General features: G+C 65.4%; 24 protein-coding genes. 10 read left to right on the plus strand and 14 right to left on the minus strand.

The window, feature by feature from the left end; genetic code table 11:
- Positions 1 to 413: 413 nt before the first annotated feature.
- Genes lepA through nagZ form a run of 9 tightly spaced genes read left to right on the plus strand, consistent with a single transcriptional unit; the run spans position 414 to position 8,317 of the window.
- On the plus strand, positions 414 to 2,225 hold the full coding sequence (gene lepA, locus WKW77_RS30155; protein ID WP_340360573.1) for a translation elongation factor 4: 1,812 nt from the start codon (positions 414 to 416) through the stop codon (positions 2,223 to 2,225).
- A gap of 3 nt (positions 2,226 to 2,228) precedes the next feature.
- Positions 2,229 to 3,200 (plus strand): signal peptidase I, encoded by a 972-nt coding sequence (gene lepB / locus WKW77_RS30160; protein ID WP_340360574.1) that lies wholly within the window; start codon positions 2,229 to 2,231, stop codon positions 3,198 to 3,200.
- Between the two features lie 29 nt (positions 3,201 to 3,229).
- On the plus strand, positions 3,230 to 3,586 hold the full coding sequence (locus WKW77_RS30165; protein WP_340360575.1) for a DUF4845 domain-containing protein: 357 nt from the start codon (positions 3,230 to 3,232) through the stop codon (positions 3,584 to 3,586).
- Positions 3,587 to 3,614: 28 nt separating this feature from the next.
- The gene (gene rnc, locus WKW77_RS30170) at positions 3,615 to 4,313 is read left to right on the plus strand and encodes a ribonuclease III (RefSeq protein WP_340360576.1); all 699 of its coding nucleotides are present in this window, start codon (positions 3,615 to 3,617) and stop codon (positions 4,311 to 4,313) included.
- Positions 4,310 to 5,248 (plus strand): GTPase Era, encoded by a 939-nt coding sequence (era, locus tag WKW77_RS30175; RefSeq protein ID WP_340360577.1) that lies wholly within the window; start codon positions 4,310 to 4,312, stop codon positions 5,246 to 5,248. The genes rnc and era overlap by 4 nt, the downstream gene beginning before the upstream one ends.
- Positions 5,249 to 6,007, plus strand: a complete 759-nt coding sequence (recO, locus tag WKW77_RS30180) for a DNA repair protein RecO (protein WP_340360578.1) — start codon at positions 5,249 to 5,251, stop codon at positions 6,005 to 6,007. It abuts the gene before it with no gap.
- Positions 6,004 to 6,774 carry a pyridoxine 5'-phosphate synthase gene (locus tag WKW77_RS30185; protein ID WP_340360579.1) on the plus strand — a complete coding sequence of 257 codons (771 nt, stop codon included), beginning with the start codon at positions 6,004 to 6,006 and terminating at the stop codon, positions 6,772 to 6,774. Before recO ends, WKW77_RS30185 begins: the two co-directional genes overlap by 4 nt.
- Entirely contained in the window at positions 6,771 to 7,247 is a 477-nt protein-coding gene (acpS, locus tag WKW77_RS30190) for a holo-ACP synthase (RefSeq protein WP_340360580.1), read from the plus strand. Before WKW77_RS30185 ends, acpS begins: the two co-directional genes overlap by 4 nt.
- Positions 7,244 to 8,317, plus strand: a complete 1,074-nt coding sequence (gene nagZ / locus WKW77_RS30195; protein WP_340360581.1) for a beta-N-acetylhexosaminidase — start codon at positions 7,244 to 7,246, stop codon at positions 8,315 to 8,317. The genes acpS and nagZ overlap by 4 nt, the downstream gene beginning before the upstream one ends.
- On the opposite strand, the gene WKW77_RS30200 is transcribed toward nagZ, so the two are convergent.
- The 4 genes from WKW77_RS30200 to WKW77_RS30215 all read right to left on the minus strand — a co-directional run bounded on the left by WKW77_RS30200 (position 8,318) and on the right by WKW77_RS30215 (position 12,447).
- On the minus strand, positions 8,318 to 8,842 hold the full coding sequence (locus WKW77_RS30200; RefSeq protein WP_340360582.1) for a YgjP-like metallopeptidase domain-containing protein: 525 nt from the start codon (positions 8,840 to 8,842) through the stop codon (positions 8,318 to 8,320).
- Positions 8,839 to 10,119, minus strand: a complete 1,281-nt coding sequence (locus WKW77_RS30205; RefSeq protein WP_422823298.1) for an Hsp70 family protein — start codon at positions 10,117 to 10,119, stop codon at positions 8,839 to 8,841. Before WKW77_RS30205 ends, WKW77_RS30200 begins: the two co-directional genes overlap by 4 nt.
- On the minus strand, positions 10,113 to 11,675 hold the full coding sequence (gene lysS / locus WKW77_RS30210) for a lysine--tRNA ligase (RefSeq protein WP_340360584.1): 1,563 nt from the start codon (positions 11,673 to 11,675) through the stop codon (positions 10,113 to 10,115). Before lysS ends, WKW77_RS30205 begins: the two co-directional genes overlap by 7 nt.
- Before the next feature lie 124 nt (positions 11,676 to 11,799).
- The gene (locus tag WKW77_RS30215; protein WP_340360585.1) at positions 11,800 to 12,447 is read right to left on the minus strand and encodes an LON peptidase substrate-binding domain-containing protein; all 648 of its coding nucleotides are present in this window, start codon (positions 12,445 to 12,447) and stop codon (positions 11,800 to 11,802) included.
- Positions 12,448 to 12,498: 51 nt separating this feature from the next.
- Between WKW77_RS30215 and WKW77_RS30220 the strand changes: the two genes are divergently transcribed.
- Positions 12,499 to 13,059: a YggT family protein gene (locus WKW77_RS30220; protein WP_340360586.1), complete on the plus strand. Its 561-nt coding sequence runs from the start codon at positions 12,499 to 12,501 to the stop codon at positions 13,057 to 13,059.
- 6 nt (positions 13,060 to 13,065) lie between these two features.
- Here WKW77_RS30220 and accD read toward each other — a convergent pair whose 3' ends face one another.
- The 10 genes from accD to leuC form a co-directional block, all read right to left on the minus strand.
- Positions 13,066 to 13,938, minus strand: a complete 873-nt coding sequence (accD, locus tag WKW77_RS30225; protein WP_340360587.1) for an acetyl-CoA carboxylase, carboxyltransferase subunit beta — start codon at positions 13,936 to 13,938, stop codon at positions 13,066 to 13,068.
- Between the two features lie 24 nt (positions 13,939 to 13,962).
- Positions 13,963 to 14,808 carry a tryptophan synthase subunit alpha gene (trpA, locus tag WKW77_RS30230; protein ID WP_340360588.1) on the minus strand — a complete coding sequence of 282 codons (846 nt, stop codon included), beginning with the start codon at positions 14,806 to 14,808 and terminating at the stop codon, positions 13,963 to 13,965.
- On the minus strand, positions 14,805 to 16,082 hold the full coding sequence (trpB, locus tag WKW77_RS30235) for a tryptophan synthase subunit beta (protein ID WP_340360589.1): 1,278 nt from the start codon (positions 16,080 to 16,082) through the stop codon (positions 14,805 to 14,807). The genes trpA and trpB overlap by 4 nt, the downstream gene beginning before the upstream one ends.
- 120 nt (positions 16,083 to 16,202) lie before the next feature.
- The gene (locus WKW77_RS30240) at positions 16,203 to 16,892 is read right to left on the minus strand and encodes a phosphoribosylanthranilate isomerase (RefSeq protein ID WP_340360590.1); all 690 of its coding nucleotides are present in this window, start codon (positions 16,890 to 16,892) and stop codon (positions 16,203 to 16,205) included.
- A complete protein-coding gene (gene truA / locus WKW77_RS30245; RefSeq protein WP_340360591.1) occupies positions 16,889 to 17,701 on the minus strand; it encodes a tRNA pseudouridine(38-40) synthase TruA in 813 nt (270 codons plus the stop codon). The genes WKW77_RS30240 and truA overlap by 4 nt, the downstream gene beginning before the upstream one ends.
- A gap of 24 nt (positions 17,702 to 17,725) precedes the next feature.
- Positions 17,726 to 20,521 (minus strand): motility hub landmark protein FimV, encoded by a 2,796-nt coding sequence (locus tag WKW77_RS30250; RefSeq protein WP_340360611.1) that lies wholly within the window; start codon positions 20,519 to 20,521, stop codon positions 17,726 to 17,728.
- A 106-nt stretch (positions 20,522 to 20,627) separates the two neighbouring features.
- Positions 20,628 to 21,770 carry an aspartate-semialdehyde dehydrogenase gene (gene asd, locus WKW77_RS30255; RefSeq protein WP_340360592.1) on the minus strand — a complete coding sequence of 381 codons (1,143 nt, stop codon included), beginning with the start codon at positions 21,768 to 21,770 and terminating at the stop codon, positions 20,628 to 20,630.
- An 88-nt stretch (positions 21,771 to 21,858) separates the two neighbouring features.
- Positions 21,859 to 22,947: a 3-isopropylmalate dehydrogenase gene (leuB, locus tag WKW77_RS30260; RefSeq protein ID WP_340360593.1), complete on the minus strand. Its 1,089-nt coding sequence runs from the start codon at positions 22,945 to 22,947 to the stop codon at positions 21,859 to 21,861.
- A gap of 33 nt (positions 22,948 to 22,980) precedes the next feature.
- On the minus strand, positions 22,981 to 23,631 hold the full coding sequence (gene leuD / locus WKW77_RS30265) for a 3-isopropylmalate dehydratase small subunit (protein WP_340360594.1): 651 nt from the start codon (positions 23,629 to 23,631) through the stop codon (positions 22,981 to 22,983).
- Between the two features lie 18 nt (positions 23,632 to 23,649).
- A complete protein-coding gene (gene leuC / locus WKW77_RS30270; protein ID WP_340360595.1) occupies positions 23,650 to 25,071 on the minus strand; it encodes a 3-isopropylmalate dehydratase large subunit in 1,422 nt (473 codons plus the stop codon).
- Positions 25,072 to 25,081 lie beyond the last annotated feature (10 nt).

Below are 25,081 nucleotides of genomic sequence, written 5' to 3' on the forward strand. Positions count from 1 at the left end.
GCTCGCTGGCTTAGTTGGTGAGTGCTAACTTAATTCGATTCTAATGATGGATTTCGGTAGAATAGGGACCCTACAGCCCGCGGTCGTCGCATAAGCCGGCATGGGTTATTCACGATGCGAGATACCTGCAGGCCGTCCACCGACGGTCCACAGTTCGCCCACAAGTTGTTAAGCGATTGCTCCACCGACACTGTTGATAAGTTGTTTATAAGTGTGATGTTGCTGACCTGCAACGACCGTCCGAGGGCCTTGGCCCGACTGTACGCGCCCCCCTTTTTGCCTACAATGAAGTTCCAACTACTGCAGTTGCCATTGCTTGTTGGTTCAGGGCGCGTCTCTTGTGGACGCGCCCTTTTTTCTTGTCCGCGGCCCATTGCGCCCGAGCCAATTCAAGTACTTAAGCGTTCCCGTTGATGAATCACATCAGAAATTTTTCGATCATTGCGCACATCGATCATGGCAAGTCGACGCTTGCTGATCGCCTGATCCAACGTTGCGGCGGTCTCGCCGAGCGCGAGATGGAAGCGCAAGTGCTCGACTCGATGGACATCGAGAAAGAGCGTGGGATAACCATCAAGGCACAGACCGCAGCGCTGCACTACAAGGCACTCGATGGACAGGTCTACAACCTCAATCTGATCGATACACCGGGCCACGTCGACTTCTCGTACGAAGTGAGTCGATCGCTCTCTGCATGCGAAGGTGCGTTGCTCGTCGTCGATGCGAGTCAGGGTGTTGAAGCGCAGACGGTCGCGAACTGCTACACCGCACTCGACCTCGGCGTCGAAGTGGTGCCCGTGCTCAACAAGATGGATCTGCCCCAAGCGGACCCCGACAACGCGAAGGCCGAGATCGAGGACGTGATCGGCATCGATGCATCGCAGGCCATTCCGTGTTCGGCGAAGACCGGCATGGGGATCGACGAAATCCTCGAGGCGATCGTCGCGAAGGTGCCCTCGCCGAAGGGCAATCCCGACGGACCCCTGCGCGCCATGATCATCGACAGTTGGTTCGATGCCTACGTGGGCGTCGTGATGCTCGTGCGCGTCGTGGATGGCCGTCTCGCGAAGGGCGATCGCATCAAGATGATGGCTTCGGGTGCCAGCTACAACGCCGACAACCTGGGTGTGTTCACGCCGGCGAACGAAGCGCGCGAGTCGCTCGAAGCGGGCGAGGTCGGCTACATCATCGCGGGCATCAAGGAGTTGCAGGCTGCAAAGGTCGGCGACACGGTCACGCAGATCAAGACCGGCACCGGCGGCGCGGCGGCCACTGCAACCGAGCCTCTGCCCGGCTTCAAGGAAATCCAGCCGCAGGTGTTCGCGGGCCTCTATCCGACCGAGGCGAGCGAGTACGACTCGCTGCGCGATGCGCTCGAGAAGCTCAAGCTCAACGACTCGTCGCTGCACTACGAGCCCGAGGTTTCCCAGGCGCTCGGCTTCGGATTCCGGTGCGGCTTCCTGGGGCTGCTGCACATGGAGATCGTGCAGGAGCGCCTGGAGCGTGAGTTCGACCAGGACCTCATCACGACGGCACCGAGCGTGGTCTACCAGGTCGTGAAGAGCGACGGCGAGGTCATCATGGTCGAGAACCCCTCGAAGATGCCCGACGTCGGCCGCATGGCGGAAATCCGCGAGCCGATCGTCACGGTCCACATCTACATGCCGCAGGAGTACGTGGGCGCGGTAATGACGCTCGCCAATCAAAAGCGCGGCATCCAGATGAACATGGCCTATCACGGCCGGCAGGTCATGCTGACGTACGAGATGCCGCTCGGCGAAATCGTGCTCGACTTCTTCGACAAGCTCAAATCGGTCAGTCGGGGCTATGCGTCCATGGACTACGAGTTCAAGGAATACCGTGCGTCGGACGTCGTCAAGGTCGACATCCTGCTCAACGGCGACAAGGTCGATGCGCTGTCGATCATCGTCCACCGCAGCCAGAGTCAATACCGGTCGCGGGCCGTCGTCAGCAAGATGCGCGAGATCATTTCCCGCCAGATGTTCGATGTCGCCATCCAGGCGGCCATCGGAGCCAACATCATTGCGCGTGAGACAATCAAGGCGCTGCGCAAGAACGTGCTTGCCAAATGCTATGGCGGCGATATCACCCGCAAGCGCAAGCTGCTCGAAAAGCAGAAAGCGGGCAAAAAAAGAATGAAGCAGATCGGCTCGGTCGAGGTCCCTCAAGAGGCCTTTCTCGCCATCCTGCAAGTCGAAGACTGAAAGATGGCATTCATCACCTCATTGATTCTCGCGGCCTTCGTCGGCTACATCGGCGCCTGGTATTTCGGTGCGGTCGAAGGCAACTTTGCCCTTCTGCTGTTCCTGGCCACCGTCGTCACCGGCATCTACTGGCTGGCCGAGCGCTTCTATTTCCTTCCCAAACGGCGGCGCGCGGCGGCTTCGCTCGAGTCTTCGCTCGCGAACCGGCGCGAGGAGTTGGCCCGCCAGGGCATCACCCAGGTCGACACCGTCGACGCCAAGGCGGGCGAACGGCTGCTCATGCAGCCCTGGTGGCTCGATTGGACCGCAGGGCTCTTCCCGGTGATTCTGGTGGTGTTCCTGCTGCGCTCGTTCATTGCCGAGCCCTTCAAGATCCCCTCCGGGTCGATGATGCCGACGCTCCTTGTCGGAGACCTCATCCTGGTCAACAAGTTCGTCTATGGCCTGCGCCTGCCGGTCATCAACACCAAGATCACCGAAGGCCGGGCACCGACACGTGGTGACGTCATGGTGTTCCGTTATCCGCCCAAGCCGAGCATGGACTACATCAAGCGGGTCGTCGGCGTGCCCGGCGATGAGGTGGCCTATCTGAACAAGAAGCTGACGATCAACGGTCAGCCGGTCAGCAAGGATGCCATTCCGGACTATTTCGACGAGGAGACGATGCGCTACCTCAAGCAATACGCCGAAAACCTCAATGGCACGAAGCACGACATCCTCAATGACGATGCGCGCCGTGCCGGCCTCTCCGAAGCCGAAATCATGGCGTTCCCTTTTCAGGAGAATTGCCGCTACAGTGTCGAAGGATTGGTGTGCAAGGTGCCGCCCGGTTATTACTTCATGATGGGCGACAACCGCGACAATTCGCTGGATTCGCGCTATTGGGGATTTGTCCCGGACCAGAACATCGTTGGCAGGGCATTCCTGATCTGGATGAATTTCAGCGACTGGCGACGCATCGGCACATTCCAATAACTATTCAGGGTTCACAGAGGGAAGAGGGCATGAAGTCTTTAGTGGCAAGGAAGAAGCAGCGCGGGATTTCGTTCATCGGGCTGCTGTTCGTGGCGATCGTTCTGGCTTGCGTCGGCGTGGTGGTGGCTCAGGTGATCCCCACCCTGATCGAATACCAGGCCATCACGAAGGCCGCGAACAAGGCGAAGGAGGGCAACACGGTGCCCGAGGTTCGCGCCATTTTCGATCGTGCCCAGGCGATCGACGACTTCACTTCCGTCACCGGCAAGGACATCGAAGTGCGAAAGGACGGCGACAAGGTCGTGGTTTCGTTCGCCTATGACCGCGAGATCCACCTCTTCGGGCCCGCCTACCTCCTGCTGAAGTACCGCGGCCGTTCGAGCTGATGGCCCGCGTCCCCAGGCTTGCCGCACAGTGAACCCAGGCGGCCTTGCTGCGCTTCAGGCGCGGCTCCAATATTCATTCGCTGACGTTCGGCTCCTGCAGCGCGCGCTGACGCACCGCAGTTTTTCGGCGGATCACAACGAGCGGCTCGAGTTTCTGGGCGACTCGGTGCTCAGCCTCGCCGTCTCGCATCTGCTCTACACACGCCTGAGCGCGATGTCGGAGGGCGATCTTTCCCGCGTCCGAGCCAATCTGGTCAAGCAGGACACGCTGCACCAGCTCGCAGTCAAGCTCACGCTGTCGCCGCTGCTGCGGCTCGGCGAGGGCGAAGCGCGCTCGGGCGGGCAGAACCGCCCGTCGATCCTTGCCGACGCGCTGGAAGCCGTGATCGGCGCGGTCTATCTCGACGCAGGTTTCGGGGCTGCGCAGGCGCTGGTCCAGCGGCTCTACGAATCCGTGGAAATCAATCCGCGCATGGAGGCGGCCGCCAAGGATCCGAAGACCGAATTGCAGGAATGGCTTCAGGGCCACAAAATGAAGTTGCCGGTCTATCGTGTGGTCGGAACCCTCGGCGCCGCGCACAAGCAGACCTTCGAAGTCGAATGCGAGGCATCCGATCTGGGACTGCACGAACACGGCATCGGCGGCTCGCGTCGCGCCGCCGAGCAGGCCGCCGCGGCAGCGATGTTGATCCGACTCAAGGCGCGCGGCGCGAAGGCATCCCCATGAACGAACCCATCGACTCCGCCACCGCTTCTCCCGAATCCCAGCGCTGCGGGCTGGTGGCGATCGTCGGCAAGCCCAATGTCGGCAAGTCGACGCTGCTCAACGCGCTGGTCGGCCAGAAGATCAGTATCACGTCCCGCAAGGCGCAGACGACCCGGCACCGCATCACCGGCATGCGGACGCTGGGCGCCACGCAGTTCGTGTTCGTCGATACGCCGGGTTTCCAGACCTTGCATGCCAATGCGCTGAACCGATCGCTCAACAAGACCGTGGTCGGTGCGGTTTCCGATGTCGATCTGATCCTGTTCGTGGTCGAGGCCGGCAGCTTCACCGCGGCAGACGAACGCGTGCTCAAGCTGCTCGGCACGGGCATTCCGACGGTACTCATCGCAAACAAGCTGGACCATGTGCATCGCCGTGCCGACATCGCGCCCTGGCTCCAGGAGATGCAGCAGAAGCACGCCTTCGCCGAGTTCGTGCCGATGTCCGCCAAGAATCCGAAGGATGTCGAGCGCCTGTTCGGCATCTGCGAGAAATACCTGCCTGAACAGCCCTGGTGGTACGACGAGGACGAACTGACCGATCGCAGCGAACAGTTCCTCGCCAGCGAGATGGTGCGAGAGAAGCTCTTCCGCCTGACCGGCGACGAACTGCCCTACACCTCGACTGTAGTGATCGACAAGTTCGCCGAAGAGCCGCCGGCGAAGAAAGGACAGAAGCGGCTGGTCAAGATCGCCGCAACGATCGTGGTGGAGCGCGACAGCCACAAGGCGATGGTCATCGGCGACAAGGGCGAGCGCATCAAGCGCATCGGCACCGAGACGCGGCAGGAACTCGAGAAGCTCATGGATGCCAAGGTCTTCATCGAGCTGTGGGTCAAAGTGCGTTCCGGCTGGGCAGACGACGAGGCCCGCGTCCGTTCCTTCGGGTACGAGTGAGTGGCGGTAAAGCGCGTTTCGCATGAACCGGCCTACGTGCTCCACCGCTACGACTGGAGCGAGTCCAGCCTGATCCTCGAGGTCTTCGCCCGCCACTACGGCCGCATCGCGCTCGTGGCCAAGGGGGCGAAGCGGCCCAGCTCCAATTTCCGGCCGGTGCTGCTGCCGCTGCAGCCCCTGCAGCTGAGCTTCTCCGGAGATGCGGAGATTCGCACGCTCAAGAGTGCCGAATGGATGGGCGGTCATGTCATGCCGACCGGCGAGGCCTTGCTGTCCGGCTACTACGTCAACGAACTGCTACTGCGCCTGCTGGCGCGCGACGATCCGCACGAGGCGCTTTTCGATGCCTATGCCGGGGTGGTGCAGGTGCTCGCCGGTGACCACGCTGCCGCGCAGGCCGCAACGCAGTCCGCTGCGCTGCGGGCCTTCGAACTGCTGCTGTTGCGGGGAGTCGGGCTGTTGCCCGCACTGGACGCGCAGACGCTCACGCTCGCGCCGCTCGATCGGGAGGGCCGCTACACCCTCGTGCCGGAGGCGGGGCTGCGCGAAGCCTTCGAAGGCGAGCCCGCGTTGCAGGGTGCCGACTGGCAGGCGTTGCAGGCTGCACTGGACGATCTCGCGCCGTTCGTCGCCACGCTGCGTGCCTGTGCGGGGGTCAATGGCGCCTTGCGCACCCAATTGCGCACCTTGCTCAACTACCATTGCGGCGTTGCAACGCTGCGTACGCGGCAGATGATGCGGGACCTGCAAGCCCTATGAGCTCTTCCATTTCCACCGCCCTGTCGGTCAATCTCAACAAGGTCGCCCTGGTGCGCAACACGCGTCAGCTCGGCATCCCGAGCGTGCTGTTCGCGGCGTCGATGTGCCTCGATGCCGGCGCGCAGGGCATCACCGTGCATCCGCGGCCCGATCGGCGGCACATCCGTCCGCAGGACGTGCGCGAGCTCTCCGCGCTGCTTCGCAAGAAGTGGCCGAAGGCCGAGTTCAACATCGAAGGCAATCCTTTTCACAACCTGATGGAGTTCGTGCGCGAACTGCGCCCACATCAGGCGACCTTCGTGCCGGACAGCGAGACCCAGTCGACCAGCGACCACGGATGGAGCTTCCCGGAAGACGCCGAGCGTCTGCGTCCGGTCATCGCGGAGGCGAAGGCCCTGGGCGTGCGCGTAAGCCTGTTCATGGACCCGAATCCCGACATGATGGCGGCCGCCAAGGCGGCGGGTGCCGATCGCGTCGAGCTCTACACCGAGGGCTATGCGGCCTCGCGTGAGACCTCGGAGGCGCAATCGGTGCTGCAGCTCTATGCCGAGGCCGCGCGCGCCGCGCAGGCGGCCGGCCTCGAGGTCAACGCGGGCCACGACCTCAGCCGTGACAACCTGACCGAGTTCCTGCGTGCGGTGCCCGGTGTGTGCGAGGTGTCGATCGGCCACGCCTTCGTCTCCGACGCGCTGGAGCTGGGCTACACCGGGGCCACGCGCGAATACCTGCGGCGAATCGAAGAAGCCGGCGAGCAGGCTCCCAGGTGATCTTCGGCATCGGCACCGACGTCTGCGATATCCGGCGCATCTCGGCGACTCTGGAGCGCCAGGGCGAGCGCTTCGCGCGCAAGGTGCTGGGCGAGGCCGAGTTCGCGGTCTGGCAGGCGCGCAGCGCGCGATGGCCGAAGCGCGGCCTGCGCTATCTCGCGACGCGCTTCTCGGCCAAGGAGGCCTTCAGCAAGGCGATCGGACTGGGCATGCGGATGCCGATGAGCTGGCGCCTCTGCGAGATCGTCAACCAGAAGAGCGGCAAGCCGGTGATCGTGCTGCACGGCGAACTCAAGACCTGGTTCGAGTCGCAGGGCTTGACCGCCCACGTCACCGTCACCGATGAAACCGACTACGCGGCCAGCTTCGTTGTGGTCGAACGCATCACCGACCCCCACGCTCGGCACGCCCTGTCCTCGCAGCCCCCCGAGGGGGCGCATTTTGTCTCGGGGCGGCCCGGCGATAAGACATGACCGACCCCACCCTGCATGCCCCGCTGATCATCGATGTCGCGGGCACCGAACTGAAAGCGGCCGACCGCCGGCGCCTCGCCGATCCCCGGGTCGGCGGTGTGATCCATTTCGCCCGCAACTGGCAGGGCCGCGCGCAGATGAGCGCGCTCAACGCCGAGATCAAGTCGATCCGGCCCGACATACTGATCTGCGTCGACCACGAGGGCGGCCGTGTCCAGCGCTTCCGCACCGATGGCTTCACGCGCCTGCCATCCATGCGACTCCTGGGCGACCTGTGGATGAAGGACGCACTGCGCGCAACCCAGGTCGCGGTGGCCTGCGGACAGGTATTGGCGGCCGAGCTGCGCGCCTGCGGGGTCGACTTCAGCTTCGCGCCGGTGCTCGATCTCGACTACGGTGAGAGCAGCGTCATCGGCGATCGCAGCTTCCATCGCGATCCGCGCGTCGTCGCCGTGCTCGCTCGCAGCCTGATGCACGGGATGCTGCAGGCCGGCATGTCCAATTGCGGCAAGCATTTCCCGGGTCACGGGTTCGTGAAGGCGGATTCGCATGTCGCGATCCCCGTCGACCGCCGCGGCCTCAAGGCCATCCTCGCGGACGATGCGCGGCCCTACGACTGGCTCGTCGGTTCGCTCGCGGCGGTGATGCCGGCGCATGTCATCTATCCCAAGGTCGATGCGCGGCCTGCGGGTTTTTCCGCGAAATGGCTGCAGGAGATCCTGCGGGGCAAGCTCGGGTTCGACGGCGCAGTGTTCAGCGATGACCTCAGCATGGAAGCCGCCAGGCGAATCGACGGCGAAGTGCATAGCTACACCGATGCCGCGCTGGCCGCCTTGAACGCCGGCTGCGATCTGGCACTGCTGTGCAACCAGAGCGTGGGCGACGGCGCGGTGCTCGATGAATTGCTCGATGGCTTCGCCGCCGCGGCGGGCGACGGTCGATGGGTGCCGAATCCCGCGAGCGAGATGCGTCGCCGAAGCCTGTTGCCCAAGTCGCCGGCCGTCGATTGGGACGCATTGATGCAGTCCGCGGCCTATCGCCGCGCGGTACAGATGCTCCCGAAGCCCTGACTACAACAGCCCGGGCGCGGCACTGGCGGCCCATAGGCGGTCACCGCCCCCATCGAGGTGCGTCAGGTACAAGCGCAGATCGAATTCGAACTGGTGATAGGCCGGCTCCATGTGTGCGCAGAGCTGATAGAAGGCCTTGTCGTGCTCGCGCACGCGGATGTGCGCCAGTTCGTGCACGACGATCATGCGCAGCCATTCGAGCGGGACTTCCTTGAACAGGCTCGCGACCCGAATCTCGCGCTTCGATTTCAGCCGGCTTCCCTGCACGCGGGAGACCGTCGTGTGCGTGCCGAGCGCGTTGCGGATCACGTGGAGCTTGCTGTCGAAGGCGACCTTCGACAAGGGCTCGGCATTGCGCAGGAATTCGTTCTTGAGCGCGCTCACGTAGTCGTACAGCGCGCGATCGGTCCGGATGTCGTGCGCATCGCCGTAGCGGCCGCGCAGCAGATCCGCGAGCCGGCCCTGGGCGATGAGCTGTTCGACCTGGCCCCGCAGCGCCGCAGGGTACGCGGCGAGGTATTTCATGCGGGCTGGGGCACCCGCGCGCCGGCGGCCGTGTAGGCGAGGCCGGACGCCACGCCGCCGAAGAAATCGCCTTCGACGAGCTTCGCGTCGGGAAAGGCTCGGCGCAGTGCCTCTTGAAATGGACGCAGCGCCGAAGAGCCGCCGGTCAGATAGATCGCGTCCAGGCTGTCATTGCCCAGCGCAGCCAGCCGCACGCACTCCTGCGCGCAGGCGATCACCCGGTCCAGCAGTGGGCCGAGGTGTCGCGCCATGTCCTCGGCGGTGAGCGTGACAGCCAGATTCCGCTGGGCGCAGGACAGGTCGATCTCGACATTGGCGCGCGTCGTCGACGAGCGAATCTTCGCGGCCTCGACTTCGTTGGCGATGCGGTGCCCTTCGCGGTTCAGGAGCACGTTCATGAGGCGATCGTGCAACCGTGTGTCCGAGTAGCTGGTGCGCAGTTCCTGCACCTGGCGTACCGCCTTGGGCGCGTACAGCCAGTTGATCAGATGCCACGACGAGAGGTCGAAGAAGGTCCGGCTCGGCACCTCGCGTCCCTGTGGGCCGATGTGGCGAAAGCCGAACTCTGGCATCGCGCATTCGAGGCTGAGCCGCTGGTCGTAGTCCGTGCCGCCGATGTGCACGCCCGTCGTGGCGAGCACGTCCGCGGCGCGATCGCCGAACGACTTGCGCGCGGGATCGAGCCGCACCACCGTGAAGTCCGAGGTGCCGCCGCCGATGTCGACGACGAGCACGAGCGATTCCTTGTCGACGCGCCGCTCGTAGTCGAAGGCGGCCGCGATCGGCTCGTACTGGAAGCTGACCTCGCCGAGCCCCGCGCTCCTGGCGGCGCTGCGAAGCGTGTCTTCGGCCTGCCGGTCGCGCGCATCGTCATCGTCGACGAAGCGGACCGGGCGGCCGATCACCACCCGGCTCGGCGGGGCGCCGAGCTGGGCCCGTGCGCGCTTGCCGAGCTCGGCGAGGAACAGCGTGATGATGTCCTCGAAGCCGATGCGCTCGCCGAAGACTTCGGTCTGCTCCTGCATGAGCGAACTGCCGAGCAGGCTCTTGAGCGATCGCATGAGCCGTCCCTCGATGCCTGCGAGGTACTGCGCGATCGCTTCGCGGCCGAAGTGCGTGGTGCGGTCTTCGGCGTTGAAGAAGATCGCGGTCGGAATGGCCGTGGCCGTGCCTTCGAGCGGCACGGCCCGCGCGAGTCCGTCGTCGGCGACGAAGGCGACGGCGGAGTTCGAGGTGCCGAAGTCGATGCCGATCGCCGGCGCGCGTCCGCTCAAGATTCGCGCCGCAGGGCAGGGAAGAGGATCACGTCGCGGATGCTCGGCGAATCGGTCAGCAGCATCATCAGCCGGTCGATTCCGATGCCGCAACCGCCGGTGGGCGGCATGCCGTATTCGAGCGCGCGCACGAAGTCGTGGTCGAAGAACATGGCCTCGTCGTCGCCGCTGTCCTTGGCGGCGACCTGCGCGTTGAAGCGGGCGGCCTGGTCCTCGGCGTCGTTGAGTTCGCTGAAGCCGTTGCCGAATTCGCGGCCGGTGATGTAGAGCTCGAATCGCTCCGTGACTTCGGGGCGCTCGTCGTTGGCGCGCGCGAGCGGCGAGATTTCCGTCGGATGCTCCATGATGAAGGTCGGCTGCCAGAGCTTTTCTTCGACCGTCTCTTCGAAGTACATGACCTGCAGCGAGGCGAGGCTGCGCTGCGAGAGCTTGTCCTTTTCTTCGTTCAGGCCCAGCTTGCGCAGCGCATGGATCAGCCAGGAGGCGTCATCGACATTCGAACCAGCGTCCGTGTGCTTGAGGATGGCTTCGCGAATCGTCAGGCGCTCGAAAGGCCGACTGAGGTCCACCGCCTTGCCCTGGTAGGTGAGCTGCTGCGTGCCGACCGCCTTGTCCGCGATCGTGCGGATCAGCGTCTCGGTGAAGTCCATCAGGTCGCGGTAGTTCCAGTACGCCGCGTAGAACTCCATCATCGTGAACTCGGGGTTGTGCCGCACCGAGATGCCTTCGTTGCGGTAGCTCCGGTTGATCTCGAACACACGCTCGAAGCCGCCGACGATGAGTCGCTTGAGGTACAGCTCGGGCGCGATGCGCAGGAACATCTCCTGGTCCAGCGCGTTGTGGTGCGTCTTGAAGGGCTTCGCGTTCGCGCCGCCGGGGATCGGGTGGAGCATCGGCGTCTCGACTTCGAGGAAGCCGTTGCCGACCATGAAGTCGCGCAGTGCGCTCACCGCGCGACTGCGGGCTGCGAAGCGTTCGCGCGCGGCCTGGTCGGTGATGAGGTCCACGTAGCGCTGGCGGTACTTCTGCTCCTGATCGGCCATGCCGTGGAACTTGTCCGGCAGCGGGCGCAGGCTCTTGGTCAGCAGGCGCAGCGAGGTGACCTTCACCGAGAGTTCGCCGGTCTTGGTCTTCATCAGGGTGCCTTCGGCGCCGACGATGTCGCCGAGGTCCCAGCGCTTGAATTCGGCATAGGCTTCCTCGCCGACCGCATCGCGCGTGACGTAGAGCTGGATGCGGCCGGTGGCATCCTGCACGGTCGCGAAGCTGGCCTTGCCCATGACCCGCTTGAGCATCATGCGGCCGGCGACGCTGACGGCGATCGGCGTCGCCTCGAGCGCTTCCGCCGGTGTTTCGCCATGATCGGCGATGAGTGCCGCTGCGCGGTCCGCGGGCTTGAAGTCGTTGGGGAATGCGACCCCTTTGCCCTCGGCCTGCGCCTGGCGCAGCCCCTTCAGTTTTTCGCGCCGTTCGGCGATGAGCTGGTTGTCGTCGATGGCGGGCGTCGAGGCAGGCGCTGCCGCAGGCGTGGGGACGGAGGGGATCAAGTGGTCGGACATGGGGCGGGGTAGTGGCGCTGTCGGTGTCGAGCGCAACCCGCCATTTTAACCGCGCAGGGGCTTTCAAGGATCCGCGCCTGACCCGCATCGGCAGTGGATCAGCTGCTATTGAATCCGTAGCGCGCTACTTCGCGATGCCGGTGCGCGCCAGAAGATCGCCGACGAGCTCGAGCCGCATCAGCGGACTGTCGAGTTCCATCAGGCGCTGCTTGAGCTCGGGCTGCGCCGGAAGCAACTCGCACCAGCGGTTGGCCACCCAGCCGCAGTCGTCGAATCGATAGGGCTCGGAAATGGGCAGGCGAAGGCCCGGCACGCCCTGCTGCCTTCGACGCTCTTCCAGCGTATCGACCACACGGCGCAATGCGTCGGACACGTGCTGCAAGTCGGCGGGGACGTCCATTGGCACGTCGTTGGCGATGGCTTCGACCTTGGCGGTCCAGAGTCCGTGCCTCTGAAGCTCGCTCGCATGAATGCGGAAGCGCTCGGTGCCGCTGCATTCGATCTGCATGAGGCCGGCCTGGGGCGAATCGAGTTCGCGAATGACCGCGAGCGTGCCGATGGTCGCGAAGGCCTCCGCACCGGCCCCGGCCTTGCGCACTTCCGACCCCTGCGTGAGGCACACGACCCCGAAAGGCTCGCCGCTCTTGTGGCACTTGCCGATCATGTCGAGATAGCGCACTTCGAAGATCCGCAGCGGCAGGAAGCCACCGGGAAACAGCACCGTGCCGAGCGGAAACAAGGGGATCGGCCTGAGAGGGGTTTGTGTCGTCATCGGTGAACCTTGGCGTGGCTATCATCGCATTCCGCTCACGACCTCGCGCCCATGCTCTATCAGATCCCATCGTTCCTGCTCGACGTGATCGTCGGCCTTCTGGGCGGCGCCTGCCTGCTGCGCCTCTACATGCAGTACCACCGGGTGCCGTTCGGCAATCCGCTTGGGCGCTTCGTGTTCGCGGTCACCGACTGGATCGTGTTGCCCTTGCGCCGGATCGTGCCATCGGTCAAGCGGTGGGATCTTGCGAGCGGCGTGGCGGCGTGGGTGCTCGTGCTGTTGAAGTTCGTGCTGCTCGGGCTGCTGCTGGGCGGGCTCGGCCGCTGGACGATCCTTCCCCTCATTTCGCTGATCGGACTGCTGCAACTCGCCGTGTCGGGGCTCACCGCGCTGCTGATCGTCTATGCGATTCTTTCCTGGGTGCCGAGCGCGTCGTCGATGCTGCACGACCTGATCGCGCGCCTGGCAGAGCCGCTCGTGCGGCCCCTGCGCCGGGTGATCCCGCCGGTGGGCGGCGTCGATCTGTCGGCACTCGTCGCGATCGTGCTTCTTCAGGTCGGCGCCATCATCCTCGGCAACGTGATGGGCTCGGTCTTCACCCTCGGCCGCTAGCGGCCCTCAGAGCACTGCATCAGCCGGCTGGCGCAGCAGCATCGCCAGCGTGTTCGCGATCGTCTTGCGCAGTTCGCGCCGATCGCAGATGAAATCGACTGCGCCCTTGGTCTGCAGGAACTCGGCGCGCTGGAAGCCTTCGGGCAGCGTCACGCGCACCGTCGACTCGATGACGCGCGGGCCGGCGAAGCCGATGAGCGCCTTGGGCTCGGCGATCACCACGTCGCCCACGAACGCGAAGCCCGCGCTCACACCGCCCATGGTCGGGTCGGTCAGCACGCTGATGTAGGGCAGGCCCTTCTTCGCGAGATGCGTGAGCGCGGCGTTGGTCTTCGCCATCTGCATGAGCGACAGCAGGCCTTCCTGCATGCGGGCACCGCCGGTCGCGGTGAAGCAGATGAACGGCACCTTCTGCTCGATCGCGGTCTCGACGCCGCGCACGAAGCGTTCGCCTACCACGCTGCCCATGCTGCCGCCCATGAAGTCGAACTCGAAGCACGCGACCACCACGTTGATGCTGTGGACCGAACCGCCCATCACCACGAGGGCGTCGGTCTCGCCGGTGTTCTCCAGCGCTTCCTTGAGCCGCTCGGGGTATTTGCGGCTGTCCTTGAATTTGAGGGCGTCGACCGGCAGGACTTCCTGGCCGAGTTCGTAGCGTCCTTCGGGGTCCAGGAAGGCGTCGAGGCGCGCGCGCGCGCTGATGCGGTGATGGTGGCCGCAGCTCGGGCAGACGTTCTGGTTGTGCTCGAGGTCGGTCTTGTAGAGCACCGTCTCGCAGCTCGGGCACTTGATCCAGAGGCCCTCGGGCATCTGGCGGCGCTCGCTCGGGTCGGTCGGTGCGATTTTCGGGGGGAGAAGTTTTTCAAGCCAGCTCATGGGGGCTCCTTGTGGTGGCGGCGATTATCGGGCAGCCGGCGTTCCGGCGGCCGCGCCTGGCAGAGCGTCGAGCGCCTGCCGGATTCCGGCCAGGAACTCGCGCACCACGGGCACGACCTTGTCGCGGGGCTGTTCTTCGATCAACTGGATGATGCGGCTGCCGATCACGACGGCGTCCGCGGAGGCGCCGATCGCCTGGGCCGTCTCTGCATCGCGGATGCCGAAACCGACGCCCACGGGCAGCTGCACATGCTCGCGAATGCGCGGAACCATTCGGGCGACCGCTTCGGTGTCGAGGTGCCCGGCGCCGGTCACGCCCTTCAGCGAAACGTAGTAGACGTAGCCGGAGGCGATGCGGCCGACCTGCGCCATGCGCTCGGCGGTACTGGTCGGCGCGAGCAGGAAGATGAGATCGATCCCCTTGGATTTGAGGGCGGCCGCGAAGGTCTCGCATTCTTCCGGCGGGTAGTCGACGATCAGGAGCCCGTCGACGCCCGCTGCAGCCGCATCGCGGATGAAGCTGCCGGCGCCATGGACGAGGTCGTAGCGCTCCACTGGATTGGCATATCCCATCAGGACGACCGGCGTGCGCGGATCCTTCCGGCGGAATGCGGCGACGATGGCCAGCACCTGCTTCATGCCGATGCCCAGCGCCAGCGCCGCCTCGCCGGCACGCTGGATCACGGGACCATCGGCCATCGGATCCGAGAAAGGCACGCCGAGCTCGATGACGTCGGCGCCGGCCTCGACCATGCCGTGCATCAGCTCGGGCGTGATGTCGGCGTAGGGGAAGCCGGCGGTGACGTAGGGAATCAGCGCCTTGCGGCCTGTTTTCTGCAGGGCTTCGAAGGTGGCAGCGATGCGGCTCATGCCTTGCCTCCCTTCACGTTGAGGCCGCGCATCGACGGCCGGTCATAGAAGTCCACGCCGGACAGATCGGCGACCGTGCCGATGTCCTTGTCGCCGCGGCCTGAGAGATTCACCAGGATGGATTGGTCAGGACGCATGGTCTTCGCGAGTTTCATGGCATAGGCCACTGCGTGGCTGGATTCCAGCGCCGGGATGATGCCCTCGGTGCGGCAGAGGTAGTGGAAGGCTTCGAGCGCTTCGGCGTCGGTGATGCCGACGTACTCGGCGCGGCCGATGTCCGCGAGATAGGCATGTTCCGGCCCGACGCCCGGGTAGTCCAGGCCGGCGCTGATGCTGTGCGTTTCCGTCACCTGGCCATCCTCGTTCTGGAGCAGGTAGGTGCGGTTGCCGTGCAGCACGCCGGGGCTGCCGCGAAGGATCGATGCCGAATGCTTGCCGCTGTCGAGGCCTTCGCCGGCTGCTTCCACGCCGATCAGGCGCGTGCCCGCGAACGGGATGTAGGGATAGAAGATCCCCATCGCATTGCTGCCGCCGCCCACGCAGGCCACCACGACGTCAGGCTGGCTGCCTTCGGCTTCGCCGGTGATGCCCTGCGCGGCGAGCATGGCGGGCATCTGCTCGATGCACTCGTTGCCGATCACGCTCTGGAAGTCGCGCACCATGGTTGGGTAGGGGTGCGGTCCGGCCACGGTACCGATGATGTAGAAGGTGTTCTCGACGTTCGTCACCCAGTCGCGCATGGCTTCGTTGAGCGCGTCCTTGAGCGTCTTGCTGCCCGATTCGACCGGAACGACCGTCGCGCCGAGGAGGTTCATGCGATACACGTTGGGGCTCTGGCGCTTGACGTCTTCGCTGCCCATGTAGACGACGCATTCGAGGCCGTAGCGTGCGCAGATGGTGGCTGTCGCCACGCCGTGCTGGCCGGCACCGGTTTCGGCGATCACGCGGGGCTTGCCCATGCGCTTGGCGAGCATCGCCTGCCCGATGGTGTTGTTCACCTTGTGGGCGCCGGTGTGGTTGAGGTCCTCGCGTTTCAGGTAGATCTGCGCGCCGCCCATTTCGCGGCTGGTGCGGGCGGCGTGATAGACCGGCGAAGGGCGGCCCACGAAATGGGCGAGCTCGTAGCGGAATTCGGCGAGGAACTCCGGGTCGTCCTTGTACTTCGCGTAGGCGTCGCGCAGTTCGTTGATGGCGTGCGTCAGCGTCTCGCTGGCGAACGTGCCGCCGTAGATGCCGAAATGGCCTCTGGCGTCGGGTTGCTGGTAGGGATTCATGGCGTGAAAGGCGTCTATGGGCTCTTGACCTGATTCAGGAATGCCGCGGAACCGGCTTCGCCGGGCCGCTGGTATTGCCCCCTGGAGGGGGTTGGCGAAGCGACACGAAGTGCGCGTAGCCTAGGGGTGGGCGTCAGCTTCGCGCACGGCGGCCACGAAGTCGCGAATCCTGGCGGCGTCCTTGATGCCCTTGGCGGCCTCGACGCCCGAACTCACGTCAACGGACAGCGACTTGCATCGCGTCCGCAACTGACGAATGCCATCGCCCACGTTTGCAGGTGTGAGCCCACCACTCAAGACGAGGTGAGCGTCGACGGCGGGTGGTAGGAGTGACCAATCGAATGCCTTGCCGCCACCGCCATAGGCTTCGACATGGGCGTCGAGCAGGATGGCCTGGGCGCGGGAGTAATCGGAAGCGTATTTTACGAGGTCGAAGCCCGCGCCGGCTGCGCCTATCGGAATCCGCGCCGCGCGCATGAACCTGTATGCGCCGTTGCCGGCACCTTGCCAGCACTGTTCCGGCGTTTCGTCGCCGTGGAACTGGGCCATCGAACCCGGCACGGAAGACAGCGCCGCCATGCTGCGCGCAGCGCCCTCGTTGACGAACAGCAGCACGGGCGAAACGAAAGGCGGAAAGCGCGACGCGAGTTCGGCGGCGCGCTCGACAGTGACCGCGCGCGGGCTGGCTGGGTAGAGAACGAAACCGATGGCATCGGCGCCGGCTTCGATCGCGGCATCAACGTCCTGCTCGCGCGTGAGTCCGCAGATCTTGATTCGGGTGCGGGCGGCGAGCGGTGCGGTGGCGTTCATGGCGGGCCATCATACGCAGCGCCTCCGCCTTCGATGGTCGCCTCGGGCGGTAGACCCCATGCGGCGGCGTACAACGGCCCCAGGAAGTACAGGCCGTTCGGCGAGAACGTCGGCGCGGCCGCCAGCCGGCTGCGCGCTTCGAGCACTTCGCGCATCCATTCCGGCTGCTCCCTTCCCTGGCCGATGCGCACGAGGCAGCCCATGATGTTGCGGATCATGTGATGCAGGAACGCATCCGCCTCGAATTCGACGTGCCAGCGGCAGCGCTCCGTGTCGCCGTGGCGGCTGATCGCGATGCGCCGCATCTCCTTGACTGGCGAAAGTGCCTGGCAGGCCGAGGCGCGGAAAGAGCTGAAATCATGGCGGCCGAGCAGCATCGCCGCGGCGGCGCGCATGGCATCTCCGTCGAGCACACGCATCGACCAGCCCACCCGGCCGGCTTCGAGACTGGGCCGGACCGGCGATTGCGACAGAACGTAGACGTAGCGCCGGGTGAGCGCACTTGCACGGCAATGGAACTGGTCGGGGACCGGCTGCGCCCACTGCACCGCGATGTCGTCGGGTAGGAAACTGTTGGTGCCTCGCACCCAGGAGACCGGCGCGCGGACGGCGGTGGTGTCGAAGTGCACCACCTGCATCAGCGCATGGACGCCGGCATCGGTGCGGCCGGCACAGAGCGTGGAGATCGGCTGGTCGGCGAACTGCGACAGGGCCGCCTGGAGCTTGTCCTGGACGGTCCGGCCGGACGGCTGGCTTTGCCAGCCGTCGTAGGCTTGACCGTTGTAGCGGATACCGAGGGCCAGCCTCACGACAGCAGCAGCCCGAGGGCCGCTTCAGCGCAGTTGGCCGAGCATCTGCTTTGCTTCGGCCTTCACGTCGCCGGAGCTTTCGGCGGCAACTTCCTCGACCAGCGAGCGGGCGCCTTCGACGTCGCCCAGCGCCTTGAGTTCGCGGGCCAGGGACAGCTTGATGACGTGCGGGTTGTCGCCGCCCTCGTCCGCGGGTTCGAGGCGTCCGCGCTCGGTGTCGCCCGGAGTGCGGGTCGACAGGCCGGCGAGCGAACTCATGTCGAATTCGATGAAACCGGAATCCGTCGGCAGGCCGGCGCGCAGCGGGGCGGGTTGCGTGCGCTCCTCGTCGCGAAGCGTCGATCCGCCTGCCCCCGGTTCGAGGGCGCCGGGTGCCGTGTCGAAGTCGTTCTCGATGTCGACCTTGGGTGCATGAGTCGCTGCGGCGCCGCCGTTCAGGCCGCCGGGAACCACGATGGGACGCGGAGTGTCACGGATGGGCGACTGGATCGGGGCTGCCGCGGGCAGGCTCACATTGATGGGGGCGGGTGCGGTTGCCGCCGTTGCAGGCGGGTTGGACAGATCGAGATCGAAGTCCAGCGGCGCGACGGAAGGCACGAAGGCTGGAGGTGGTGCTTCTGCTTCGGCCTGCGCGACCGGGCCCGGTGCCGGGGTGGAAACCACTGCGGACGCTGCTGCCAGCGTGCCGGCGAATGCCGCCGCCTCCGCGGCCGAGACGGTCTTGCCATCGGCCTCGTACAGCGGGTTGCCCGGATCGAGATCCTTGCCGAGTTCGACGACGCGGTTCCATTCGGTGCCGGTACCGCCGGTCAGCTTGTGGACCTCGGAAGCGAGTGCTTCGTAGGCACGAAGATCGCGGCGCTTGGCGTGGATTTCGAGTAGCTTGAGGTGAATCGCGGTGCGCTCCGGATTGACACGGAGCGCTTCGCGCAGGATCTCCTCGGCCTGGAGGTCGCGGCCATAGGCGAGATAGACGTCGGCTTCGGCCACCGGATCGACGTCGCCCGCATCGAGCTGGCTCGGCGAGTAGGAAAGCGAAGAAACCACGGAGTTGCCGCGATTCTTGGTGTCGACCGATTCACCGCCGCTGGCGCCGAAGAACGAGTCCTTCGGGATGCGGCTTTCGATGAAGACGCTGTCGCCCGCATCGCGCCGCTTGCGGCCGAGCACGCGATACAGAAGGAAGCTGATCAGCAGAGCCACCAGGGCAGCCGCCGCGACCATCAACGGGTTTTCCATCAGCTCCGAGAAGAAGCTCTGCTCCTTCGGAGCGGGTGCTGGTGCAGCGGCCTTGACCGGCGGCTTTACGGCAGGCGCCGGTGCCGCAGCGGCGGCGGGCGTCGGCGCTGGTGACGCGGCAGGTGCTGCGGCAGTCGCCTCGGTCGGCGCCACGGGGGCGGGGAGCGCGGCCTGCGCAACGACGGCAGGTGCGGCTTGTCCCGCTGGCGCTGCCGCTGCGAGGGGCTGGGCCGATCCGGAAGAAGAAGGTGCGGGTGCCGCAGTCGCCGGCGTCGCTGGTGCGGCTGCGGGCGCAGCCGCAGCTTGCTGCGCCGGGGCGGGTGCCGGACTCGTGGCGTTAGCGCCGCCTGCGGCGGCCGCCTTGAGCTGGTTCAGCTCCTGGAGATTCTTGGTCAGCTCTTTTTCGCGGTCCTGGCGAGCCTTGGTTTCGGCGGCCTGGGCGATTTGCTCGTCCGTCGGGCGGCCAGGGGCGATGCCCTGGGAGATCTTGAGCTTGTCGGTCGCAGCGTTCGCTGCGTTGCGATCCTCGACATTCGTCTGCACCTTGCCGGCGGCCTGGCGACCGGCATCGGCCACCGGCGTTTCGGGCGCGTTGTCCGCCAGTCGGCGGCGATACTGGCTGAAATCCTGGCTCTGGGCGGTGACCGTGCGTTTCGCCTCGGTCGCCGTGACGGCTTCGGCCTGCGACGAACTCGGAATATCCAGCACGGCACCGGTCTTCATCCGGTTGACGTTGCCGCCGACGAATGCATTCGGATTGGCGCGGAGAAGCGCCACCAGCATTTGGTCGAGCGAGACCTCGGCCGGCTTGTACGCCGAGGCGATCTTGCTAGCCGTATCGCCCGCCTTGACCGTGACTTGCTGGTCGCCGGCGCCGGCGCCGGCACCGGTGCCGGTACGGACGTTGTTCGATTCGCCCGACGCAGCGGCCGGTGCGGCAGCGGCGGTGCGTTGGCGACGCGTCTGCGGTGCCTCGACGACGGCCGGCGCGGCGGTACGCGGGGCTGCCGTGATCTGCGGTGCGGTCGGTGCAACCGGTGCGGCTGCTTGACGGGTGGTCGGAGGGTCCAGCAGCACGGTGTAGTCGCGAACCACACGACCGGAACTCCAGTTGGCTTCGAGGAGGAGATCGATGAACGGCTCGCTCACCAGGCGATTGCTGGACAGGCGCACGACGTAGCGACCGTCCGCTCGCCGCTGAACGCCGACGCGGACGTCGGAAAGCGCCGGGTTGTAAGGCACGCCCGCCGCCTTGAAGGCGTCGACCGAGGCGATATTGACCTTCAGCCCGTCCGCTTCGGCAGCGGTGACCTCGGTGACCTCGATCTCCGCGCGCAACGGCTCACCAAGGGCCGACTGGACGTTGAGGCGTCCGAGCGCAAGCGCGCTGGCTTCGGCGCTGAAGGCGCCAAGGGCCACCGCGACGGCCGCACTGAGTACCGAAAGCTGGCCTCGACCCATCGTCTTGGGTGCGGGCGAGATGGCCGAGAGACGGGCCGCGGGCGATGATGGTCGTGTCATGCTGGAGGGGGGCAGCTCGGCCCAGAAATGTAAGAGGACGTTAACATCATCACCCCGCACTGACAAGGCGACAGGCCTTATCTACCCAGTGCGTGCAAACTTCGTCATGCATGGGACGTTGCGGCATAGCAACGTAGCGCGCTCTGCGGGGCGCGCATGTAGCGCTTCAGACTTCCAGCAGGATGCGCAGCATCCGGCGCAGCGGCTCGGCCGCGCCCCAGAGCAACTGATCCCCGATCGTGAAGGCGCCGACGTACTCGGGACCCATGGCCAGCTTGCGGATCCGGCCGACCGGAATCGACATCGTGCCGGTCACCGCGACGGGCGTGAGTTCCTTGACCGTGGCTTCGCGCGTGTTTGGCACGACCTTGGCCCATTCGTTGTCAGCGGCGATCAATGCCTCGATATCGGCAAGCGGAACATCCTTCTTGAGCTTGAAGGTCAGCGCCTGGCTGTGGCAGCGCATCGCGCCGATCCGCACACAGAAGCCGTCGACCGGCGTCGCGGCCGTGCCGAACCCGGCGCCCTGGCCGAGGATCTTGTTGGTTTCGGCGCCGCCCTTCCACTCTTCCTTGCTCATGCCGTCGCCCAGATCCTTGTCGATCCAAGGGATCAGGCTGCCGCCCAGCGGAACGCCGAAATTGGCGGTTTCGAGCGGGGTCAGCGACTGCTGCTTGGCAAGCACCTTGCGGTCGATCTCGAGGATGGCGGACTTGGGGTCGTCGAGGAGGGCGCGCACTTCGGCGTTCAGCGTGCCGAACTGGGTCAGCAGCTCGCGCATGTGCTGGGCGCCGCCGCCGGATGCGGCCTGGTAGGTCATGCTGGTCATCCATTCGACGAGACCTGCCTTGTAGAGCGCGCCCACGCCCATCAGCATGCAGCTCACGGTGCAGTTGCCACCGATCCAGTTCTTGCCGCCCTTGGCCAGGGCGTTCTGGATCACCGGAAGGTTGACCGGGTCGAGCACGATGATCGCGTCGTCCTGCATCCGCAGCGTGGACGCCGCGTCGATCCAGTGGCCCTTCCAGCCGGCTGCGCGCAGCTTGGGGAACACCTCCGTGGTGTAGTCGCCGCCCTGGGCCGTCACGACGATGTCGCACTTCTTGAGTGCTTCGATGTCATGCGCGTCCTTGAGCGTGGTCTCGTTCTTGGCCATCGCGGGGGCCTTGCCGCCCGCATTGGAGGTCGAGAAGAAGACCGGCTCGATCAGTCCGAAGTCGCCTTCGGCCTGCATGCGGTCCATGAGGACCGAGCCGACCATGCCGCGCCAGCCTACGAGGCCGACCAGAGGTTGATTTGCGTTCGCCATTTCAGTTTGCCCTTGTGAAAAAAGAAATCAGTCTTTTCTTTGCGCCCGGCTCGTCGAGCCGGGGAGGGCGTGACGAATCGGGCTGCGGTTAGCCGGTAATCGTCTTTTTGGTGATGGCAGCCACCACGGCATCGCCCATCTCGCGGGTTCCGACCTTGGTGGTACCTGCGGACCAGATATCTGCCGTGCGCAGGCCCTGAGCGAGCACATGCTTGACCGCCGACTCGATCCGGTCGGCGGCTTCAGGCTGGTTCAGGGAGAAACGAAGCATCATGGCAGCAGACAGGATTGTAGCCAAAGGGTTGGCAACCCCTTTGCCTGCAATGTCCGGCGCGCTGCCGTGGCTGGGCTCGTAGAGGCCCTGGTTGCTCGAATTGAGCGAGGCGGAGGGCAGCATGCCGATGGAGCCGGTGAGCATCGCCGCCTCGTCGGACAGGATGTCGCCGAACATGTTGCCGGTAACGACCACGTCGAACTTCTTGGGCGCCTTGACCAGTTGCATCGCGGCGTTGTCGACGTACATATGGTCGAGTTCCACGTCGGGGTATTCCTTGCCGACCTCGGTCACGATGTCCTTCCAGAACTGGAAGGTCTCGAGCACGTTGGCCTTGTCGACGCTGGTCACCCGCTTGCTGCGCTTGCGCGCGGCCTGGAAGGCCACGTGGGCGATGCGTTCGACCTCGGGGCGCGAGTAGCGCATCGTGTCGAAAGCTTCGTCCGCGCCCGGGAAGTGGCCGTCGACCGCGGTGCGGCGACCGCGCGGCTGGCCGAAGTAGATGTCGCCGGTCAGCTCGCGGATGATGAGGATGTCCAGGCCGGCGATCAGTTCGGGCTTGAGGCTCGATGCGTCGACGAGCTGCTCGTAGCAGATCGCGGGACGGAAGTTGGCGAACAGGCCGAGGTTCTTGCGCAGGCCCAGGATGGCCTGCTCGGGGCGCAGCGAGCGCTCGAGCTTGTCGTATTTCCAGTCGCCCACGGCGCCGAACAGCACGGCGTCCGCGTCCTTCGCGAGCTTGAGGGTCGATTCGGGCAGCGGATGGCCGTGCGCTTCGTAGGCGGCGCCGCCGACCAGCGCGGTCTCGGTTTCGAAGGTGAGGTCGAGCGCTTGGAGGACGCGCAAGGCTTCCGCGACGATTTCTGTGCCGATGCCGTCACCCGGCAGTACTGCGATCTTCATGAGATGTTCTTTTCAAGTTGAAGGAAAGGGCGATCAGGCGATCATCTGGTGCGCGAGCCAGGGTTTCTTCGCAAGCCGCTCCGCTTCGAAAGCCTGGATCTTGTCCTTGTGGCGCAAGGTCAGTCCGATGTCGTCGAGGCCGTTGAGCAGGCAGTACTTGCGGAACGGCTGGATGTCGAAGGCGATTTCATCGCCGTCTGGCTTGACGATGACCTGACGGTCGAGATCGATCGTGAGGCTGTAGCCCGGGAAGGCGAAGGTCTCGTCGAAGAGCTGCGCCACCTTCGATTCCGGCAGCACGATCGGCAGCAGCCCGTTCTTGAAGCAGTTGTTGAAGAAGATGTCGGCGAAGCTCGGCGCGATGATCGCGCGGAAGCCGTACTGGTCGAGCGCCCACGGCGCGTGCTCGCGCGACGAGCCGCAGCCGAAGTTCTTGCGGGCGATGAGAACGGATGCGCCCGCATAGCGCGGCTGATTCAGCACGAAGTCCGGGTTGGGCTTGCGCAACGTCGGGTCCTGCCCGGGCTCGCCTCGGTCGAGGTAGCGCCACTCGTCGAACAGGTTCGGGCCGAAGCCGGTCTTGCGGATCGACTTCAGGAACTGCTTCGGAATGATCGCGTCGGTATCGACGTTCTCGCGGTCCATCGGCGCCACGAGGCCCTTGTGCACGGTGAATTTCTGCATGGTGTGTGGCTCCTCTGATCAGGCGAATTGACGGACGTCGACGAAGTGGCCGTTGATGGCCGCAGCGGCTGCCATCGCGGGGCTCACGAGGTGGGTGCGGCCACCGGCGCCCTGGCGTCCTTCGAAGTTGCGGTTGCTGGTCGATGCGCAGCGCTCGCCGGGCTCGAGCCGGTCGGCGTTCATCGCGAGGCACATCGAGCAGCCGGGCTCGCGCCATTCGAAGCCCGCGGCCTTGAAGATCGCATCGAGCCCTTCGCGCTCGGCCTGTTCCTTCACCACGCCGGAGCCCGGCACGACCATTGCGAGCTTGACGTTCTTCGCGACCTTCTGGCCCAGCTTCTTGACCATGGCCGCGGCTTCGCGCATGTCCTCGATGCGGCTGTTGGTGCACGAACCGATGAACACCTTGTCGATGAAGATGTCGTTCATCGGCTTGTTCGGCTCGAGGCCCATGTAGGTGAGCGCGCGTTCGATCGCGTCGCGCTTGTTGGCGTCCTTTTCCTTGTCGGGATCGGGCACGCGGCCGTCGATCGGCACGACCATCTCGGGCGACGTGCCCCAGGTGACCTGCGGGCGGATCTGTGTGGCGTCGAGCTCCACCACGGCATCGAAGTGCGCGCCCGGATCGGAATGCAGCGTCTTCCAGTAGTCGGCCGCCTGGTCCCACTCGACGCCGGTCGGCGACAGCGGACGGCCCTTGACGTAGGCGAGCGTCTTCTCGTCGACCGCGACCAGCCCGGCGCGGGCGCCGGCTTCGATCGCCATGTTGCAGACCGTCATGCGGCCTTCCATGCTCAGGTCGCGGATCGCGGAGCCCGCGAATTCGATCGTGTAGCCGGTGCCGCCGGCGGTGCCGATCTTGCCGATGATCGCGAGCACGATGTCCTTGGCGGTGCAGCCCGCCGGCAGCTTGCCTTCGACCTTGACGAGCAGGTTCTTGGCCTTCTTGGCGAGCAGCGTCTGCGTGGCCATGACGTGCTCGACCTCGCTGGTGCCGATGCCATGCGCGAGCGCGCCGAAAGCGCCGTGCGTCGAGGTGTGCGAATCGCCGCAGACCACGGTCATGCCCGGCAGCGTGGCGCCGGACTCGGGGCCGATCACATGCACGATGCCCTGGCGCTTGCTCAGGAACGGGAAGAAGGCAGCGGCACCGAATTCCTTGATGTTGCTGTCGAGCGTGGTGATCTGCTCCTTGCTGATCGGATCCTCGATCCCGTCGTAGCCGCGCTCCCAGTGGGTGGTGGGTGTGTTGTGGTCGGCGGTCGCGACCACCGAGCTGATCCGCCACAGCTTGCGTCCGGCTTCACGCAGCCCTTCGAAAGCCTGGGGGCTGGTCACTTCATGAACGAGGTGGCGATCGATGTAGAGGATCGCGGTGCCGTCTTCCTCGGTGTGGACGACGTGTTCGTCCCAGAGTTTGTCGTAGAGCGTGCGTGCCATGGGGGTCTCT

It is taken from the genome of Variovorax ureilyticus (genome assembly GCF_037889935.1).
Classification (GTDB): domain Bacteria; phylum Pseudomonadota; class Gammaproteobacteria; order Burkholderiales; family Burkholderiaceae_C; genus Variovorax; species Variovorax ureilyticus.